Annotated in this window: 19 protein-coding genes and 1 pseudogene; 10 read left to right on the top strand and 10 right to left on the bottom strand. The window is 40.8% G+C overall.

Annotated elements, in window-relative coordinates; translation table 11 throughout:
• Positions 1 to 194 precede the first annotated feature (194 nt).
• The 3 genes from rplI to Q0541_RS06635 all read left to right on the top strand — a co-directional run bounded on the left by rplI (position 195) and on the right by Q0541_RS06635 (position 2,915).
• Positions 195 to 653: a 50S ribosomal protein L9 gene (gene rplI / locus Q0541_RS06625; protein ID WP_298907546.1), complete on the top strand. Its 459-nt coding sequence runs from the start codon at positions 195 to 197 to the stop codon at positions 651 to 653.
• A 134-nt stretch (positions 654 to 787) separates the two neighbouring features.
• Entirely contained in the window at positions 788 to 2,149 is a 1,362-nt protein-coding gene (gene dnaB / locus Q0541_RS06630) for a replicative DNA helicase (protein WP_298907301.1), read from the top strand.
• 247 nt (positions 2,150 to 2,396) lie between these two features.
• The gene (locus Q0541_RS06635; RefSeq protein WP_298907303.1) at positions 2,397 to 2,915 is read left to right on the top strand and encodes an alpha-ketoglutarate-dependent dioxygenase AlkB; all 519 of its coding nucleotides are present in this window, start codon (positions 2,397 to 2,399) and stop codon (positions 2,913 to 2,915) included.
• A 248-nt stretch (positions 2,916 to 3,163) separates the two neighbouring features.
• On the opposite strand, the gene Q0541_RS06640 is transcribed toward Q0541_RS06635, so the two are convergent.
• On the bottom strand, positions 3,164 to 3,685 hold the full coding sequence (locus Q0541_RS06640; RefSeq protein WP_298907306.1) for an FKBP-type peptidyl-prolyl cis-trans isomerase: 522 nt from the start codon (positions 3,683 to 3,685) through the stop codon (positions 3,164 to 3,166).
• Positions 3,686 to 3,763: 78 nt separating this feature from the next.
• Positions 3,764 to 4,087 carry a phasin family protein gene (locus tag Q0541_RS06645; RefSeq protein ID WP_273769398.1) on the bottom strand — a complete coding sequence of 108 codons (324 nt, stop codon included), beginning with the start codon at positions 4,085 to 4,087 and terminating at the stop codon, positions 3,764 to 3,766.
• Between the two features lie 136 nt (positions 4,088 to 4,223).
• On the opposite strand from Q0541_RS06645, the pseudogene Q0541_RS06650 reads away from it, so the two are divergent.
• A pseudogene (locus tag Q0541_RS06650) lies at positions 4,224 to 4,532 on the top strand (TIGR03792 family protein).
• Between the two features lie 80 nt (positions 4,533 to 4,612).
• Here Q0541_RS06650 and Q0541_RS06655 read toward each other — a convergent pair.
• The gene (locus tag Q0541_RS06655; RefSeq protein ID WP_298907310.1) at positions 4,613 to 5,017 is read right to left on the bottom strand and encodes a 2TM domain-containing protein; all 405 of its coding nucleotides are present in this window, start codon (positions 5,015 to 5,017) and stop codon (positions 4,613 to 4,615) included.
• Positions 5,018 to 5,594: 577 nt separating this feature from the next.
• Here Q0541_RS06655 and Q0541_RS06660 point away from each other — a divergent pair.
• Both Q0541_RS06660 and Q0541_RS06665 read left to right on the top strand, forming a co-directional pair.
• Complete coding sequence (locus Q0541_RS06660; protein WP_298907313.1) at positions 5,595 to 5,795, top strand: hypothetical protein; 201 nt, start codon at positions 5,595 to 5,597, stop codon at positions 5,793 to 5,795.
• Between the two features lie 47 nt (positions 5,796 to 5,842).
• Positions 5,843 to 7,096 (top strand): MBL fold metallo-hydrolase, encoded by a 1,254-nt coding sequence (locus Q0541_RS06665; RefSeq protein ID WP_298907315.1) that lies wholly within the window; start codon positions 5,843 to 5,845, stop codon positions 7,094 to 7,096.
• 234 nt (positions 7,097 to 7,330) lie between these two features.
• On the opposite strand, the gene Q0541_RS06670 is transcribed toward Q0541_RS06665, so the two are convergent.
• The 3 genes from Q0541_RS06670 to modA form a co-directional block, all read right to left on the bottom strand.
• Entirely contained in the window at positions 7,331 to 7,981 is a 651-nt protein-coding gene (locus tag Q0541_RS06670; RefSeq protein ID WP_298907317.1) for a PEP-CTERM sorting domain-containing protein, read from the bottom strand.
• Positions 7,982 to 8,289: 308 nt separating this feature from the next.
• Positions 8,290 to 8,853, bottom strand: coding sequence for a hypothetical protein (locus Q0541_RS06675; protein ID WP_298907320.1), 564 nt, complete (start codon positions 8,851 to 8,853; stop codon positions 8,290 to 8,292).
• A 66-nt stretch (positions 8,854 to 8,919) separates the two neighbouring features.
• Positions 8,920 to 9,774 (bottom strand): molybdate ABC transporter substrate-binding protein, encoded by an 855-nt coding sequence (gene modA / locus Q0541_RS06680; RefSeq protein ID WP_298907323.1) that lies wholly within the window; start codon positions 9,772 to 9,774, stop codon positions 8,920 to 8,922.
• A 751-nt stretch (positions 9,775 to 10,525) separates the two neighbouring features.
• Here modA and Q0541_RS06685 point away from each other — a divergent pair.
• Positions 10,526 to 10,927, top strand: a complete 402-nt coding sequence (locus Q0541_RS06685) for a fasciclin domain-containing protein (RefSeq protein ID WP_298907326.1) — start codon at positions 10,526 to 10,528, stop codon at positions 10,925 to 10,927.
• Positions 10,928 to 11,123: 196 nt separating this feature from the next.
• Here Q0541_RS06685 and sfsA read toward each other — a convergent pair whose 3' ends face one another.
• On the bottom strand, positions 11,124 to 11,849 hold the full coding sequence (gene sfsA, locus Q0541_RS06690; protein ID WP_298907329.1) for a DNA/RNA nuclease SfsA: 726 nt from the start codon (positions 11,847 to 11,849) through the stop codon (positions 11,124 to 11,126).
• 264 nt (positions 11,850 to 12,113) lie between these two features.
• On the opposite strand from sfsA, the gene Q0541_RS06695 reads away from it, so the two are divergent.
• Positions 12,114 to 12,782 (top strand): 2OG-Fe dioxygenase family protein, encoded by a 669-nt coding sequence (locus Q0541_RS06695; RefSeq protein WP_298907331.1) that lies wholly within the window; start codon positions 12,114 to 12,116, stop codon positions 12,780 to 12,782.
• A 2-nt stretch (positions 12,783 to 12,784) separates the two neighbouring features.
• On the opposite strand, the gene Q0541_RS06700 is transcribed toward Q0541_RS06695, so the two are convergent.
• Positions 12,785 to 13,000: a DUF711 family protein gene (locus tag Q0541_RS06700; protein WP_298907333.1), complete on the bottom strand. Its 216-nt coding sequence runs from the start codon at positions 12,998 to 13,000 to the stop codon at positions 12,785 to 12,787.
• The gene (locus Q0541_RS06705; RefSeq protein ID WP_366941826.1) at positions 12,921 to 13,163 is read right to left on the bottom strand and encodes a DUF711 family protein; all 243 of its coding nucleotides are present in this window, start codon (positions 13,161 to 13,163) and stop codon (positions 12,921 to 12,923) included. The genes Q0541_RS06700 and Q0541_RS06705 overlap by 80 nt, the downstream gene beginning before the upstream one ends.
• A gap of 468 nt (positions 13,164 to 13,631) precedes the next feature.
• On the opposite strand from Q0541_RS06705, the gene Q0541_RS06710 reads away from it, so the two are divergent.
• Positions 13,632 to 14,900 carry a tetratricopeptide repeat protein gene (locus Q0541_RS06710; protein WP_298907334.1) on the top strand — a complete coding sequence of 423 codons (1,269 nt, stop codon included), beginning with the start codon at positions 13,632 to 13,634 and terminating at the stop codon, positions 14,898 to 14,900.
• Positions 14,901 to 15,163: 263 nt separating this feature from the next.
• A complete protein-coding gene (locus tag Q0541_RS06715) occupies positions 15,164 to 16,252 on the top strand; it encodes a hypothetical protein (protein ID WP_298907338.1) in 1,089 nt (362 codons plus the stop codon).
• Positions 16,253 to 16,555: 303 nt separating this feature from the next.
• Here Q0541_RS06715 and Q0541_RS06720 read toward each other — a convergent pair whose 3' ends face one another.
• Positions 16,556 to 18,154: a B12-binding domain-containing radical SAM protein gene (locus Q0541_RS06720; RefSeq protein WP_298907341.1), complete on the bottom strand. Its 1,599-nt coding sequence runs from the start codon at positions 18,152 to 18,154 to the stop codon at positions 16,556 to 16,558.
• Positions 18,155 to 18,181 lie beyond the last annotated feature (27 nt).

An 18,181-nucleotide genomic window follows, 5' to 3' on the forward strand; every position in this document is an offset into this window, starting at 1 on the left:
GCTCCCTCATCCCCCACTGCCCACTCCCCACTCCTTCAATTTTCTAGCGTTAATAGTTGCGATCGCACCCTTCCTTTCGCTACGATCTGTAAGCTTTAGGGTATAGGTAAAGAAGCTTGGAATACAGCATTGACATTGTGAGCTATCCTACCCAAACCCAAATTAATCAGATTTTACAGGAAAAACGAAAAACGATGGCGAAACGTGTGCAGTTAGTTTTAAATCAAGATATCAGCAAGCTAGGAAAATCTGGTGACTTAGTGGAAGTAGCTCCTGGCTACGCTCGTAATTATCTGATTCCCCAGAAATTGGCAACCAATGCCACTCCTGGTATTCTCAAGCAAGTAGAACGCCGTCGTGAGCAAGAGCGTCAACGGCAATTAGAACTCAGACAACAAGCTCTTGAGCAAAAAGAATCTTTAGAAAAAGTTGGCAGCTTGACAATTGCCAAGCAAGTTGGGGAAAACGAAGCAATTTTCGGTACTATCACCACCCAAGATGTTGCAGATGCCATTAAGGCAGCCACTGGTCAAGAAGTTGATCGGCGGGGAATTACCATCCCTGATATTAACCACCTTGGTACTTATCAAGCTGAAATCAAGCTGTATTTGGAAGTAGCAGCACAACTCGATATTCAAGTCGTCGCTAGCTAAAAGACAGCAAAAGGAGCAGAGGGAGGACAAGCAGGGGTAGCAGGGTTAAATAACAACTCCTAACTCTTATACAGACGCGATTAATCGCGTCTCTCTACTCCTAACTAGCTTTCATCTCAAAACTAAAATCGTTTATGGCTGAAGAACTGAGTTTTCAAGGTGATGGTAGCGATGCCTACGGCGGTAAACTACGCGTACCACCCCAAAATATCGAGGCAGAAGAAGCGATTTTGGGGGGTATTTTACTAGATCCAGAAGCGATTAGTCGAGTTAGCGATCGCCTCCTTCCAGAAGCTTTTTACATTAGCGCTCACAAAGATATTTATCAAGCAGCTGTGAGGCTCCACGCCCAAGGTAAACCCACAGACTTGCTCTCTGTCACCAGTTGGCTGACTGACCATGAGATCCTTGCCCGTATTGGTGGCAGAAATAAGTTAGCAACTTTGGTAGACCGCACAGTGTCAGCTGTGAACATCGACGCCTTAGCAGGGTTAGTGATGGAAAAATACCTGCGGCGACAGTTAATTAAAGCTGGCAATGAAATTGTACATCTTGGTTATGAGACAGAAACCGAGTTACCAACTGTTTTAGATCAGGCAGAACAGAAGGTCTTCGGTGTTACTCAAGAACGTCCCCAATCGGGTTTAGTTCATATTTCTGATACTCTAATTAATAATTTCCAGGATATTGAGGATCGAAATCAAGGCATCGCCTTACCTGGAATTCCCTGCGGATTTTACGATTTAGATGCCATGACCAGCGGCTTTCAGCGATCTGATTTGATTATTGTCGCGGGCCGCCCATCAATGGGAAAAACGGCCTTCTGCTTGAACCTAGCTCATAACATCGCCGCTTCTTATAAATTACCAGTTGCTGTTTTCAGCTTGGAAATGTCAAAAGAGCAACTGACACAACGGCTATTAGCTAGTGAGGCGCAAATTGAAAGTACTTATCTGCGGACTGGACGTCTCAGCCAAACACAGTGGGAACCTTTAAGCCGTGCTATTGGTATCCTCTCAGAGATGCCAATTTATATTGACGACACGCCGAATATTACAGTTACACAAATGCGTAGTCAGGCAAGAAGACTGCAAGCTGAACTTGGAACTGAATTAGGATTAATCGTAATAGATTACTTACAATTGATGGAAGGAGCAGGCGATAATCGAGTTCAAGAATTATCAAAAATTACGCGTCAACTTAAAGGTTTAGCACGCGAATTATCTGTACCAGTTATTGCTTTATCTCAGTTGAGTCGAGGGGTGGAAGCGCGTACTAATAAGCGTCCGATGTTGTCAGATTTGCGTGAAAGTGGCTCGATTGAACAGGACGCAGATTTGGTAATAATGTTGTATCGCGATGAATATTACTCTCCAGATACTCCTGATCGCGGCATTGCAGAAGTAATTATAGCTAAACATCGCAATGGACCTACAGGGACTGCGAAACTTTTGTTCAATCCACAGTTTACAAAGTTTCAAAATTTAAAAATTTAGCCAGATAAAATAATTATTTAAATCAATACGTTCGCCAAAAATAGAGTTAGTCTATCTTTTACCGAAATAGCCCAACACAAGAGCGTGCAATATTTTTAGGCAAATATCCTAGTGTAGATTATTCAGAATATTTAATCGAGGGCTTGTTGATTAAACCATCAGGCTGGATAGAATGGGAAATAACTGCGGCAGAATTTTATATTTATGATTTAAAAGATTAAACCGTAAGAAAATTTTTATTTGAGCAATGAACGAGCCTGATTTACTCATTAATGATGAATTTTTGCCGAATAGTCATTCCCTATTTGATAGTCTTGTATCCATAATTAATTGGGATGAGCGTATACGGGCACGAAAAACAGCCAGCTTTGGTTCCCCATATAACTACTCAAACATTTCTTACGAATCATGTTCGATGCTGGATGAGTTACTTCCTATTATTGATAGGCTTGAAAAACACTTTGGGTTTCGACCTAACAATTGTTTAGTCAATTATTATATAAATGGTAACTCAACAATGGGATTTCACTCCGACTCAATTGATGGACTCATGGAGAATACTGGTATCTCTATTATTTCGTTAGGGGCTGAAAGAATAATTACATTTCAGAATAAACAAGACGAAAGCATTAAATATAGTTACTTACTCAAAAGTGGTTCTCTACTTTTTATGCCTCAGAAGACGCAGCAACACTGGAAACATGGAATTCTCAAGCAACCAGAAACATTCGGGCGTATCAGTCTCACGTTTAGATTGTTGGTATAGTCACGGCAGTCTGATCAAAGTTACAGATACTTTATCTCATGTTTTCTAACTGTACTTCTGCCCCATTTGTACTCTGAAATACCTAATTTATTTGATAGGGCATTGAGAACAGAGAAAATAGAAACTTCTTTTAATAATTCCCTCTTGTCCCCATTCCCCATGCCCCATACTTCTCTACGAGAGGCTGCGCCCTAAGCGTAGCTATGGCGTAGGCTTTACGACGCCGCTCAGTACAAGTGCCCCAGTCCCTATTTAACTCCCAGCAATTCCACATCAAAATGCAGGGTAGCGTTAGGCGGAATCACACCACCAGCACCACGAGAGCCATAACCTAACTCTGGGGGGATGATTAACTGACGACGACCGCCTACTTTCATAGTGCTAAGTCCTTCATCCCAACCTTTGATTACTTGTCCGACGCCAATTTTAAAGCTGAAGGGTTGACCGCGATCGCGTGAACTATCAAACTTAGTACCATCTTCTAAAGTGCCGACATAGTGAACTTCAACCGTTTGTCCAGGTTGAGGAGTCGCCCCAGTCCCCTCTTTTAACTCGACATACTTTAATCCAGAGGGGGTAGTTACGGCATTAGCATCAGACATAGTATTACTCGCAATTAAGATATTGTTTTCAGTTACAGTTGTGGGCGCTGGCGGCGTTTGGGTTAACTGGGCAGCAATGGCAGTATTCTGTTTACTGCCTACTTGCCCCACAATCAACAGCACAACACACACCAGCATGAACGCCACGCTGAGGAAAATTGGTTTCAAAATCAGTTCTCCTTACTTAGGTATCCTGGCAAAAACATTACCAACAGGACACATTTAGTTTAAATCAGAAAGGACATCCTAACGCCAAAGCTTATTTTCCAAATCGCGCAATTGACGCTCTAAACGGTCAATTCTACCCCGCAGTTCATCCACTTCCGACTGGCGAGCTACCCCCAAATCCTGCATCATATTTCGCATTTGCCGTTGCATTTGGACATCAAAGTTTCCCTGTTCTGACTTTAACTGCTGGGCAATATCATCTATTACCGCCTTGGCTTGCTCAGGATTGAGCTTACCGTCTTTAACTAAATCATCGCTGACTTGGCGCAGTTTTTCTGCCACTAAAGACGTTGTGCCAAGACCCACCATCATTAGCTGTTGCAACCAGTTGTTGTTGTCCATACTCCCCTTCCTCTTACTTATTTCAAACCAGCCGACCCTTGCTCCTGAGTGTAGGCAATCAAGCTATGCTAAAAGCGTAGTTATTCTAGCCTACAGCTCTATTTTGGCAAATTAGTAAACACAGGGTTGAAAGGGCGTGGTTATAAAACTCCTCAAGTTTAAGGTTGTCCAAGATTTACGGGAAGATTTTATCCAGAAGGACGCACAAATTTGGACAACAGGGCTGGCTAAATATGCTAGATTTCTCGGTAAACAGGTTTGGATCAGCCCCAATCACCACACAGAAGTTATCGTGATCATTCGTTGGGCAATGCGGTAACAGTGGAAAGCCTTTCCCCAAGCAGATTTGCAGACTATTGAAGACAAATTCATCCAAGCACTGGGAGAGTCTTATCCAATAGTGAAATCAGCAGAGTATCAAGTACGGAAATTTCCCCATTTGTAGGTGAAAAATTACTCCCAACTCGTAGGGCTGCATAGCTGTGCGTTGGTGTCTCCATTTTTCAAAGTAGGGAAAAGTTAAATTTATGCACGCCATTTCCGAAAGGCTATCTCGTAATCCTCTGTTTTAGTCTGATAAACACTCCACCAATGAAAAAATAGTCCTAACCCCCATCCTAATACTGGGAAGATAGCCCAAAAATAACTAGGACTAGTTATTAAATTCAATATAATGAGGAATAAATTCACCGCTAAGAAGGAAACAAAGTGTGCCCAAAAGCCTCTGCGTCGGAAAGTATTAAATGTGCGTAGCGAACGTTCCTCTTCTTGTTGAGCTAACCACTTTTGTTCTGTTGTTTCCAAAATATTAGAAGAAATACCTAACTCAGATGCCATTTCTACAAGCTGTTCTCGTGAAAATTCACTTTCCTGTTTACGAGTGAGTGCTATTTCAAGGATTTGTTGCACATCTTCGGAATCGTAAGTCATTTTAATTACCTTATAAGTTTGTGTGTAAATGTGTTTTTGATTTCACGAAGTTTTCGATAGACTTCGTTCAATTCAGTTAGCGAATGCCTCCAGCACGCTACGCAAACGCTTCCACATTTTGCACCCAATATTTAGTTAAATTCACAACCTTATTATTTTCTCACAATCGATTTAGGACTACTGTATTTGTCAATACCTCTATATTGCTTTTCTGACATTAAGCCAAACATTATCTGAAACTTGAATGCTAGTAGTGTCAGAAAATATTGACAATTGTAGAGGTAAAATTCTCGCTTTTGAAAGGTTTTTTGATGTTAACTAAAAACCACGGTATTTGCATCGGATTTGGATGCAATAGACACATCAATTTTAGATAAATAGTTCCAAAAGCTTGTCTCGTCTAGATTTTAGTTTGTGTAATCTGACTCTCTCGATTTACAGAATTGGACACTCAAGTGCAATTCCCACTTATTCATGTGTGTATGTGGTTTTTTGAGCCAATTCATGCATCTCACAGCTTCAAACATGCGTAACATTTCAGTTTATTCGCCGTAAATTAATGAGTGGAAAGCAGCAAGTGCAACTCACACGTCCTATGAACAACAATATTTTTAACCTAACCGTCTCTCCAGTTGCGATCGCCATCATTGGTGGTGGCTTTAGCGGTTCTCTGGTTGCAGCCAATCTTTACTGCGCCACGCCCTTACCCAAGGACACCCCAGTTCCTACACCCGGGGGAACCCCGGCAACGGACTGGCTGAAGATTGGCGGGCAGTAATCGATGCCATCCGCCCAATTATTTCAGAACTTTGGCAAGCACTGCCATTGCCGGAACAGAAGCGATTTCTGCGCCATGTCAAAGCTTACTGGGAAGTTCACCGTCATCGGATTGCTGAAGAAATTGCTGAAGTACTGGATGCTGCAATGGAGTCTGGTCAACTGATCCATTACGCAGGTCGGATTCAAAGTTGTCAGGAGTTTGAGAATGGAGTGAATGTGAAAATCTGTGAACGGGGGACGCACAAAGATATCGTTTTACAAGTCAAGCGGATTGTCAACTGCACCGACGCAAATTGTGATTACCTCAAATTGCAGCACCCATTGGTCGCTAGCCTCCAAGAACAACGCCTGCTCCGTCCTAACACCTTATCAATGGGAATCGACACTGCCCCAAATGGTGCGCTGATTGATGCAGATGGAAATGTATCTCAAATGCTGTACACCTTGGGGACACCGCGCAAGGGCAATCTTTGGGAAACCACCGCTGTTCCTGAAATTCGGGTTCAGGCAGCAAATTTGGCACAGGAGTTACTGAAATCTCTCAATCCAAAACCCGATGCTACTACTTTCGTGTTGAAGAAACCTGCTATGTTATTTCGTCAACTATTCGATAAAGAATCTTGTACTTATACTTACCTAATTGCCGACCCAGAAACCAAAACAGCTATCTTAGTTGATCCTGTATTAGAGCAGGTTGAACGTGATCTTCAGATATTGGGACAATTGGGGCTGACCTTGGGCTACTGTCTGGAAACCCACATCCATGCTGACCACATCACTGGGACAGACAGATTAAGGTCACTAACGGGTTGTTTAGGGATTGTGCCTGAGAATGCTGCGGCTACTTGTGCAGACCAGTGCATTGCCGATGGAAATATGTTGGAATTGGGGAATGTGCAGATTCGGGCGATCGCTACCCCTGGTCACACTGACAGCCACATGACATACTTAGTCAACGATACTCATCTATTAACTGGAGATGCCCTGTTCATCCGGGGTTGTGGTCGTACCGACTTCCAAAGCGGCGACGCTGGATCACTGTATGATGCCGTTACTCAGAAGCTATTCACATTACCGGATGACACCTTGGTATATCCTGGTCACGACTACCAGGGACAGACAGTATCCACCATTGGCGAAGAAAAGTGCTGGAATCCTCGGTTTGCAGGACGCAGCCGCAACCAGTTCATCGAATTAATGAAAAACCTCAACTTACCCAAACCTAAAAAGATGCTGGAAGCTGTACCTGCAAATCAGCATTGTGGCAAAGTCCTAGTTGCATTGGACTATCAAATTTGAAAATTTAGCTATGGAATGGGTAAGCCGATGTCTACAACAGGCTGTGACGCTCCTGCGGACGCTCGTTCCGACGCTCCTACGTCGCTAACGCTTTGCTATCGCTACCGCTTCGCTAACGCTACGCTATCGGTGATGCACTTTTTCTATTGAGATTGTATGGCGATGTCTAACGACAAGCCGCTGCGCGTCTACGCTCTGTTGTTTTCCCAAAGTGACAAAAAAGGGCTATTATTTCTAGCTAATTGCCTTCTTTTTCTTCAGCCATACTCCCAACAATCCAGCAATTGCTATTCCTCCAATAGTTGATGGCTCAGGCACAGGTTTTACACTCACATTATCCAAGTATAAGAATCCATATTTATCCCAATTCCCAAATTTTAACTCTGTGGATGATGCGTCTGCCGTGAAATTGAACTTATATGGCGTGTATGGTTGAAAAGAAATGTCTTTTTGGTCAAAAATCTTATTTCCACCTACAAATGTCTGAAATTGATTATCAAGGTCAGGGGCCTCATCTATAGATGCTAAATGGTAACTAAGTTCGTATTGCTGACCAGGTTGTGTAGAAAGCGTCTGTGATATGTAGCTGAGGTCTATAAATCCACTAAGTGATAAGCCCTGATTACCACTATCATGCTGAGGAAAATTGCTTATTCTTATCCCTGATATATCCATCGGATCACCAGACTTAGTCCAGTCTGTAATATTAGGATTTGTAACATTGGGATTATTAGGATCTACGAGCGGATCGAGTTCAAAGCTTCCATTTTTAACAAGTTCTGCCGCTTGTGTGGCTGTATTAGAAGTATTGGTAATTACAGCAGTGCTAATTAAGGTAGTAGTAACACTAAAAGCAATAATTGAGAGTTTTTTAGTTAACTTCATAAAACTTGACTCCAAATAATTCCAAATTCCGACAATTAAAACAAGTTAATAGTTAGAGCCATGCTGGCTCTAAGTAGTGTCAATCAAACTGAGCATTTTATTCTGGTTTCTGAGAGTTAGCTATTGATATGGATAATGATTCATCCACTTAAGGCATCTCTCTATAAACCCATAATGGAGTTTTTTAACCAGATTAATTTCAGTGGTATTCTCGACACTATGGAGCCAGACATTGCTTAGGCTTCTAAGACAATAAGGTTAGCTTGTCATCTGTGGTTTATTTATCCCCATTGTTTTCTCCTTGATTGTTAAGGTGTAGCTTTGACACTCACATCATCCAAATATAAAAACGCATACTTTGCTAGGGAACCAAACTTTATCTCTGTAGATCTTCTTTTTGCTCTAAAATCTAAGGTGTACTGCTTATAAGGTTGGAAAGGAGTATCCTTTTTAACAGAAACCTTCTTTCCACCTATAAAAACCTGAAATTTATTCTCAAGGTCAGGTGGCTCCTCTATGGATGCAAAATAGTAAGTAAGTTGGTAGTGTCGACCAACAACTGTAGGGATAGTCTGTGATATGTAGTTAATGCCTGAAAATGCACCAAGCGATAAACCTTGGTTACCAGTGTGAGGAAAGTTGCTAATTGTAGTACCTGGAGCGCCAGATTTAAGCCATCCAGTAACATTAGGATTTACACCGTTAGGATTATTAGGATCTGCCAGAGGGTCGATTTCAAATCCCCCGTTATAAATCAGCTCTTTTCCTTCTGCTTGTGCTGCTGATTTATAAGTATTGGTAATCACAGCAGTATGAAGCAACGCAGTGCTCAGACTACAAACAATAATTGAGAGTTTTTTAGTCAACTTCACGAGACATTACTCCAAATAGTTCAAAATTCACGACAACGAGTACTTAATTGATTTAGTTTGCAGTCATTAAGGCAGGACAAAGCCATAATTATTTTTGAAGATATTCTTGGCAGTACTACCACTTAAGTAGTTAGAAAAACTTTGTGCCGTGGATAAAACTTTAGTTCTGGTGAGTATACCCAGTGGATAGACAATCGTATCACTCTCTGCTACTTTCGCACTGTCTACGACTCTTACCTTCTTAGAAATGGCAGCATCGGTTTTGTAAACGGCACCTGCGTTGATAGTTTTAGTTACACCTCCAACTACAAGAGTTTTATTTTCAACAGCAGTTAAAACGTTACGCACATTGCTGGCAAGGTATAATTTAGGACTTAGAGTAGTGAAAATACCTCGCTTAGTCAGAACTTGTTTGGCATAATTTCCGGCTGGCACAACTGGGGGAGTACCTGTGTAATCACCTATAGCAATGCCAGTAATGTTGGCGTTGGTCAACCCATTGAAGCTAGTGAGACCTGCACTACCAGCACTAATCGGAAATGTCGTAGGAACTATCAAAACTAGACTGTTTTTGACGACGTTTTTACGACTACCTGCCACCAATTTACTTGGAGTTGAATTCTGCAAAACATTTATTTGGTCGTTGGCAGCAGAAATGAAAATATCTGCTGGTGCTCCTGCTTGTATTTGCTTGAGCAAGGTACCAGAAGCACCAAATGTATAAACAACGTTGACACCTGGGTTAGCATTTTGGTACTGAGTCTTAATAGCATTCAGCGCGTTTGTTAAGCTGACAGCCGCATACACGTTAAGTGTGGTTGCGGAGCTTGCTGGTGAAAAATTGACAAACTGTAAGCCTATTACCAGCATCATGCTGGTAACTGCCGTAGCAATCCAAGTAATAAGTCTTCTTCTGTTCATGAAAGTCATAGTTTAGGGAAAATATTACCTAAGGATCTTATTGCTCACATACATCATTTACGTACAGGCAACGAAAAAACCAACCATACACAAGGAAGGCAGAGGATACGGATAAATGAGAGTTTGAGAGGGTTTTTGCCTAAGTCCTACGTATAATCACTTCTGGAAATAAACGACCAATCACAATTGCTAAAAGCATTAATGTGATGGAAATTTATTATTGTCCAGGTAGGATTACAGAAACGGTGAGTGAAATGTATTTAGTGATGAAATATTATCAGTTAAATACGCTTATTACCAATATTTTTGGTTAGCAAACCCTGACAACAGGGCAAACGCATCTATGCTAAATATTATAAAAAAAGCTACTTTGCTTGTATAGCAAGGCTTTTGTCATTAATTTATCAGCTAAATCCTAAATAATTAAAATTCTTGTAATACCAATATTTTAAAAATAAGCCGCGTCTACCAATCTATATACTGATTTCTTTGGTAATTAAATTGCTGCGTTGACACTACTCAACAGGCATCGCCCCTACATCTGTGTTGAAAAAGGAGCGCTCACATCCAAAAGTGCTTATAACTCATCCGCCTGGATCAATTACATATAATTCTCTGTTTAGATAAAAATATTTACAATCTTTCATCATATCAATAAACAATTTTACTTGAGATACCTCTAACGATAGATAGATTTTATGAAATAAATAGTTTAGATTTGTAACAGATTACACAGAACTAGGTAAAGCACATGGCCAACATAATTGACACTGCCACTAATAATGGTTCTTTCACGACACTAGTTGCAGCAATCCAAGCTGCTGGTTTGGTAGATACACTGAAAGGTCCTGGTCCATTCACTGTCTTCGCACCCACTGATGAAGCGTTTAAGAAGCTTCCAGCAGGTACAGTAGACGCATTACTTCAAGACATTCCAAAGCTCAAGAAAATCTTGACCTATCATGTAGTCTCAGGCAAGGTACTAGCTGCTGATGTAGTTAAACTGAAGACAGCTACAACAGTTGAAGGTTCAGATGTAAAAATTGACGCTTCTAATGGCGTTAAGATAAATGATGCAAAAGTTGCAACACCAGATGTTGCTGCTGATAACGGTGTCATCCACGTTATTGATACAGTTTTGATTCCTGCATAAGCAAACCTCAGAATAGCGAATGCTATTTGTGGGGCGGCGACTACCTATAGTCGTTTGTTGATTACAGTCTGGTTGAATGTTTTTTAATAAACACCAACTACCAATAAGTCCATCTAGATATTGTCTAGATGGATTTATTGTTTCATGCGTTTAGAGACGTTGGATTGCAACGTCTCTAGTGTTTGATTAGATGTAATCAAATTTTTAGTTTTGCCAAACCCAAATAACGGATACCTTCGGGGGAAATGTCAAAACGGCAAGGTAAGACTTCTAAACCAAGTGCGATCGCATCCCGTAATAATTTACCATATACAGGATCTGTGCGATCGCCAGGGGAAAACTCAGTACAATCACTACGATTGATAAAGTAAAGCATCACCGCACGAGTTAGAGGTAGTAGCGCCATTAGTTCTCGCAAGTGCTTTTGTCCTCTTGTAGTCTCCGTATCAGGAAATAGGGCTAATCTTCCCTCAGACAAAGTTGTATTTTTCACTTCTAAATAAATCGGGCGTTCCTGATCACTCCCAGTCAAGAAAAAATCCACTCGACTTTTTTTATCTAGCCCGTAAACCACTTCGCCCTTGATTTGACTATAGTCGCCCAATTCTGGGAAAAGGTGTTTCGCCAAAGCTAGCTTTACCACCCGATTGGGCAAAAAAGTATTTATACCTACCCAAGTCGGCTCGTTATCATCTACCTGAATTAGTTCTAAAGTGTAAGCCAATTTGCGGTTAAGATTATCGCTTTTGGAAAGCTGTACTGCACTTTGGGGAGTCGATACTCCAGTCATTGGCCCTGTATTTGGACAGTGTGCTGTCACTATTTCGCCAGAAGTAAGTTGAACGTCAGCAAAAAACCGCTTGTAGCGTTTTAGCAGAATACCCGGATACAAAGGTGGGTAACGGTAAAGCCAATCAATCATTATGGAACCTTGTTGCTGCTAGTAAATATACGTCGATTTCTTCCCCACCGAACCCCCATCAGCAAATCTTTTCAGCAGCTACTTATAAACCCATGAGTATTACTCCACTCTGTGACAGAATTTGAGTAACTTTCAATATCATAAAGGGTCAATTTTTGTAATTAAATTGACAACATCTTAATAAAAAGTAGCATATAATAGGTATTATAAGCCTTCCATGAAGAAAAATCTGGGAGAATTTCAACGTGCAAGGAGGTAAATCCTATGCAAAAAGTGGGGACAGCAACGGAATTAGAATATGCTTTTCTGTTTACTCTCAGAAAGGTAAATTCGATCAATCCAGAAGGCTTCAAGCCATTTTTTAGTAATATGCCTATTGACCCTTATATCAAAGGCAATTATCGTTCGAGAAGATTATCTCGGTTCACAGTCTCTGGAAATGAGTTAATCAAATTACCTCATGGCTACTTTTTTCAAAGTAAAGAGCATAATCGATTAGTGGGTGATGTAAAAAGAGAGTTTGCAGAATTAGATGATGCACTCATAGAACTTGATATTTTCAGAAATCTTGTCTTAGCATTTAGTGATTCTTGTAAACTTCATCCTGAAGCTGAAATCGGAGTTCATCAAATTAGAATTATTTGTTCACCAGATAATTCAGGTAATCCAGCGCCTGAAGGTATCCATCAAGATGGTACTGATTTTATTGGCATCTTCTCAGTAGATAGAAATAATATTGAAGGTGGAGAAACACATTTGTATACTGCCAAAAAAGAAAAGCCTGTGTTTAGCAAAGTTCTAAATCCAGGGGAACTCTTATTGGTTAATGACCATGATTTTTTCCACTTCGCTAATCCCATAAAACCACAAACTAATGCTCAAGGAAGTTGGGATGTTTTTGTACTAACTTCTCCTAGCTTGCTTTCAGAATAATTCTAGTTAACTGTAAATATTTTACAATCTACGAGATATGGGGAATTGAATGTAGTCATTTCCCCAGCTTTTTTATTTAGAATTGGAACTAATCGGGCTGATAGTACCTTATCTAACTTGATAGCTAAAGTTGCCATATCAATTAATAAAGCTACAATTGCTTTGACTTTCTTGGGAAATACGTTTAATAGCTTTGGCAGATTCCCTGATATTCTCAAAGTTTATGCCAGTTTCCCTGTCGCCAATTTTGCTTGAGCAATAAATAATCGATGTATTTTTGTTGATATCTGGAATTACCTCTATGGTTTCAGGTTTGCTGGCATAACCAATATTGAAAAAGCTGATATTTAAAGTTTGGCAAAGTTGTTGGAGAGTTTTAATTTAATTAATAACTTTAATTTTCGACAAGCCTTGCAGATATTCTTCCCAGATATTAGTGGCTATTCTAGTTGTTTGTACTTCATATCCTTGTTTTTCAAACACAATCTAAGCTTGCTGATTAAACTCAGCAGCTTGCTTAATTTTTTCCCTCTCTTGTAAAGATTGCATTGATATACCTGTTGTGATTGTTATAATTTTCATTCGGATAACTTATTATTGATTAGGAGTAATTAAAGTTTTAGTCTGGATTTGCACTAAATCTAACTCCAAAATCTGGACGTGTACAAGATTCCATTGGGTGAATTATATTTATAACAACTTAGGGCAGTGTGTTCGTTTGAATTCACTGAAAATATGAAATGATGCAAAGCCACGTTGAATACTTAGAATATTAAAGGTAAGTGGATAGGTTAGGCTACGAAACAAGCCTGCTGGAATTCAACTAACTGAATCAACTAAACAAATGCCATGAATGACGAATTCTACAATAGAGGATTGGAAAAGGCTAGGCGAAAAGACTACGCTGGAGCAATTGAGGAATTTAACCATGCTTTAGAATTAACAGCTTACTTTCCCGAAGCATACTTGCAACGGGGTTTGGCACATTATGATTCAGGAGCAATCTTGAATGCTGTTTCAGATTATACCGAAGCCTTGAGGCTTAATCCTGAGAGTGTAGAGGCATATTATTGTCGTGGATTAGCAAGGGTGGCGCTGAAAAATCTGCCAGGGGCGCTGGAGGATGTTGAACGCGCTATTCGTCTCAATCTCAATTATGCTGCTGCTTATAATCTGCGGGGAATAGTGCGGCGCAAACAGGGTTATATTCAAGATGCGATCGCTAACTTTAAAAAAGCTGCACAATTATATTTAGAACAACAGGATAAAGAGAATTGTCGTCTGTGTCTGGAACAAATTAAACAGCTACAACCCAAAGAATTACCTGTTGTACAGCAATCGCGTTCTACCAATGCGCCAATTTTATCCACGAATGATTATTTTACGCAATTATTAGAAAAGGCTGAAAAGGGAGATACACAAGAGGCACTCGCCGATTTAAATTGGGTATTAAAAGCTGATCCGCAAGATGCCCAAGCTTACTGCTGTCGTGGGGTTGTGCGTTATAAAATGGGGAATTATCGAGAAGCGATCGCAGATTTTAATCAAGCATTGCGACTAAATTTTCAAGATGCGATTGTCTATCGCAACCGAGGTAAAGCCCGTTCTGTGTTGGGAGATCATCAAGGTGCGATCGCGGATCTTAACCAAGCACTCCAGCTGCAACCCGAAGATCCCTTAGTCTATATTGCCAGAGGTAATGCCTATCGGACAACGGGCAATTATCTCGGTGCAATTCAAGATTACACCCAAGCGCTGCAAATTAATCCCGATGATGCTCAAGCTTACTACAATCGCGGCATTGCCTATACTTGCTTAGAAGAAATGCAAAATGCTCTGGAAGATTATCAACGGGCGGCGAGTATTTTTTGTGAACAAGAAGACTGGGGAAATTATCAACAAGTTTTAAGTAGCCTTGAAAAAATCCAAAAATTTAGTCCAGAGTCAAAAAAGCAAAAATATAACCTGCAACGTCAGCGACTTTTGCGAATGGTTGGGGGATATTGGGAAATTGCCGAACGATTAATTCAGCAGAAGCAGGATTACCATCCTGGGATGTCAGACGAGTGGTATTTGCAAAAAGTGATTGATGATTTAGAACGCGATCGCGGTAGATAGAATATAAATGCCACTACACACGTAAATTCACCCGTACACTTATCCGGGTGAAAATGCGATTAATCACTTGTTACTTTCTAATGAAACTAGATACACCTTATATTAACAAGGTTTCAAAGTTTAGTTAAAATTGCGAGTTTGAGGGCGACAGTGCGGGATTGGAAAAGCAAAATAGCTAATATAAGTAAACATAAAGAAACATAAGTATAATTTTGAATAATAATTAGAAAAAAGAGGATAGCATATTAGTTTTAAGAAACAGTATGCAAGAGCAAGACTTTTATCGCGGTGATCCTGTAGCCCGTTGGTTAATTGACAAATGCCAATTGACACCTGTCAGTTTAGGAATGCTCTCAATCGTTATTACATCTGGACTTTATTTAATTGCTGCTACGGCAACTAAGACGTTAATATTGCATGAAAAACACTTAGGATTGCTACAGGATTGGTTTGCCTGGGTGTGGATCTGCTTGCTCAATCCAGTCATCTTTGGCTACTACCTGTGGTCATTTAAGGCAATTTATCGACTAATTCAGTACCTTGAACAATCAGATATTGTTGACACTGCCGAAGCTGAAATTAACTTGGTATTATTGCCCTACCAAAAGTCATGGCGTCAATTTTTGGGGTTAGGAACAGCGATCGCTTTTGGAATCTGGTATTTCTCCGTACAGCAAAATGTTTATAACTGGACAGGATCTGATGGAGGAATTCCTGCCCTGACGGGTGCGATTAACGCTGTTGCAATATTTTACGCAGGAAGTATAGTGGTATTAAACCTAACAACTAATGTTTGGTTACTGCATGAACTTTTGGGTAAGGATAATAAGCAACTTAAAATTAATCCACTTCATCCTGATCACTGTGGCGGTTTGAGTCCGTTGAGCCGATATTCATTGAATACAGCTTACCTAGCTGCTATATTTGGTACAATGATAACACTGAGTAAGTATCAATTTATTAGTCAAGGAATAGCGCAGGAGTACTGGTATTTTAATTTAACAATTCTGCTCTATATTCCCATATCATTAGTATGCTTTTTTGGCCCTCTCCTTGCCGCCCGCAGAGGCATGAAAAAAGCTAAAGAAGAATTACTAGGCGATATTGCCAAGCAGTTTCAAGCAGATTATAAGCGTATTCACACAAGCTTGAGTAGCGATGGAGAAATTTTGAAGAAAGAAGCTGTTAAACTTCAAGAGTTGCGTTCTCTCTACACATTGACTAATGAATTTCCCGTGTGGCCTTTTGATGTTACAACCTTCCGTCAATACTTGCTTTCTGTAGTTACACCACTTCTTCCCGTGCTACTCAAGTTAGGAGAGTACTATTTTAAGCGCATGGTTGTAAAGTAAGTTAAACTCACAGATGGCATTCATATACTTTTAATAGAGAACGGGTAATAAGTAATTTATTATTACCCATTACCACCCTTAGAGGATGTTGTAAAAGTATTATTGCTTACACCAAAAGCTCGCAAACCCTACCCCATAGCCCTTCTTCCCTACGTTTGCGTAGCGGCACGAAGTGTGAGAATGGGGTTTTGTTGGGTTTCATTACGTACCCCTACGGGGAAGCAAGCTACAACCCAACCTACAATTATCCTTAACCCAAGCGTATTGGTTTATAGTATACTTTGCGACTTTTCAAATATCCTCTTAACTGACTACCGCTTTAGCTTTTTCCTCTACTTTTTCCTTAACTAGTACATATGGCTTTTCTGCACCTTGTGCTAGATATTCTGCTAGCTGACTTTCAATTTGATCGCGCACAATTTGGCGATACTCAAGAAAATGTTCGTTGTGGGCGCAAGCCGCAATGTAATGTTCAACCACTCCTGGGTTACGCTTGAGAATGCTAAACAAATGATGCCAGAACTTCCAGCGAGTTTCCCGTTTGATGCCTTGTCGCCAAATTACAATTAGCAACGCTTTCACAACCACCCACTCTGGCATTTTCCCTGGGGCTTTCCAACTCGGCAAACCCATCATCAAGAAACAGCGGTAGGTGCGATCCAAGTATTGCACTGGGTCGTATAAAGTACAAAATGCCTCAATATATTCTCTGGCAAGTTCTTCCAGGGGACGGGTGGGGAGGAAGTTCATCAATGTTGTCTGGTTGATGTTGCCATCTTGATTTTCCCGTAGTCGTCCTTCTTTTTTCAGGCGATGCCAAAGCGCGGTGTTAGGTAACGCTTGCAACATGGCAAAGGTTGTAGAAGGAATTGCTGCTTGTTCTGCAAAGCGGACAATGCGATCGCCTGCGCCTGCTTTTTCGCCATCAAACCCGATAATAAACCCAGCCATAGGGCGCAATCCGGCTTTGGTGATGGTTTGCACTGCCTCAGTTAAGGAACTGCGAGTATTTTGAAACTTCTTGGTCATTTGCAAACTATCCTCATCCGGCGTTTCGATTCCCAAAAACACCGCCGAGAAACCACACTCAACCATCAACTCCAACATTTCTGAATCTTGTGCTAAGTCAACTGAAGCTTCAGTGTCAAATCGGAAGGGATACTTGTGTTCTGCCATCCAGACTTTTAACTCTTTCAGCAACAATTTCACATTTCGCTTGTTGCCAATAAAGTTATCATCCACCATGAACACACCCCGTCGCCAACCCAATTTGTAGAGGTAATCTAACTCTGCTAACAGTTGTGCTGGGGCTTTGGTGCGCGGTTTGCGCCCGTAAAGAACAATAATGTCGCAAAATTCGCACTGGAAAGGACACCCGCGCGAAAATTGCACCGACATCATGTCATAGGCATCCAATTCTAATAAATCGAAGCGGGGTATTGGTGTGCTTGTGACATCAGGTTTTTCTGTGGCGCGGAAAGTGCCAGATGTGTCACCCCGTTGAATTGCCTCAATAAACATGGGCAGCGTGATTTCCCCTTCATCCAGAATCAGAAAATCTGCGCCAACATTTTCAACTTCGTGAGGTACAGAGGTGGGGTAAGGGCCGCCGACTGCGACTAGCTTGCCACGTTTTTTTGCTTCCTGAATTTGGTCAAGCAAATCTTGTTTCTGAACAATCATTGCAGAGAGGATTACTACATCTGCCCATGCCCATTCTGCTTCTGTTGCTGGGCGGATGTTGCGATCGACCAGCTTGAATTCCCATTCTTGGGGCAGAATCGCGGCTACTGTTACTAAACCCAGAGGTGGTAATAAAACTTTGCGATCGACTAACTCTAAGATTTTTTCATATGACCAAAAGGTTTTGGGAAATATCGGATACACTAACAAAATTCGCATGTAGTATCAATCCTCACACTTTGATTG

The organism is uncultured Nostoc sp., assembly GCF_937863485.1.
GTDB lineage: Bacteria > Cyanobacteriota > Cyanobacteriia > Cyanobacteriales > Nostocaceae > Nostoc.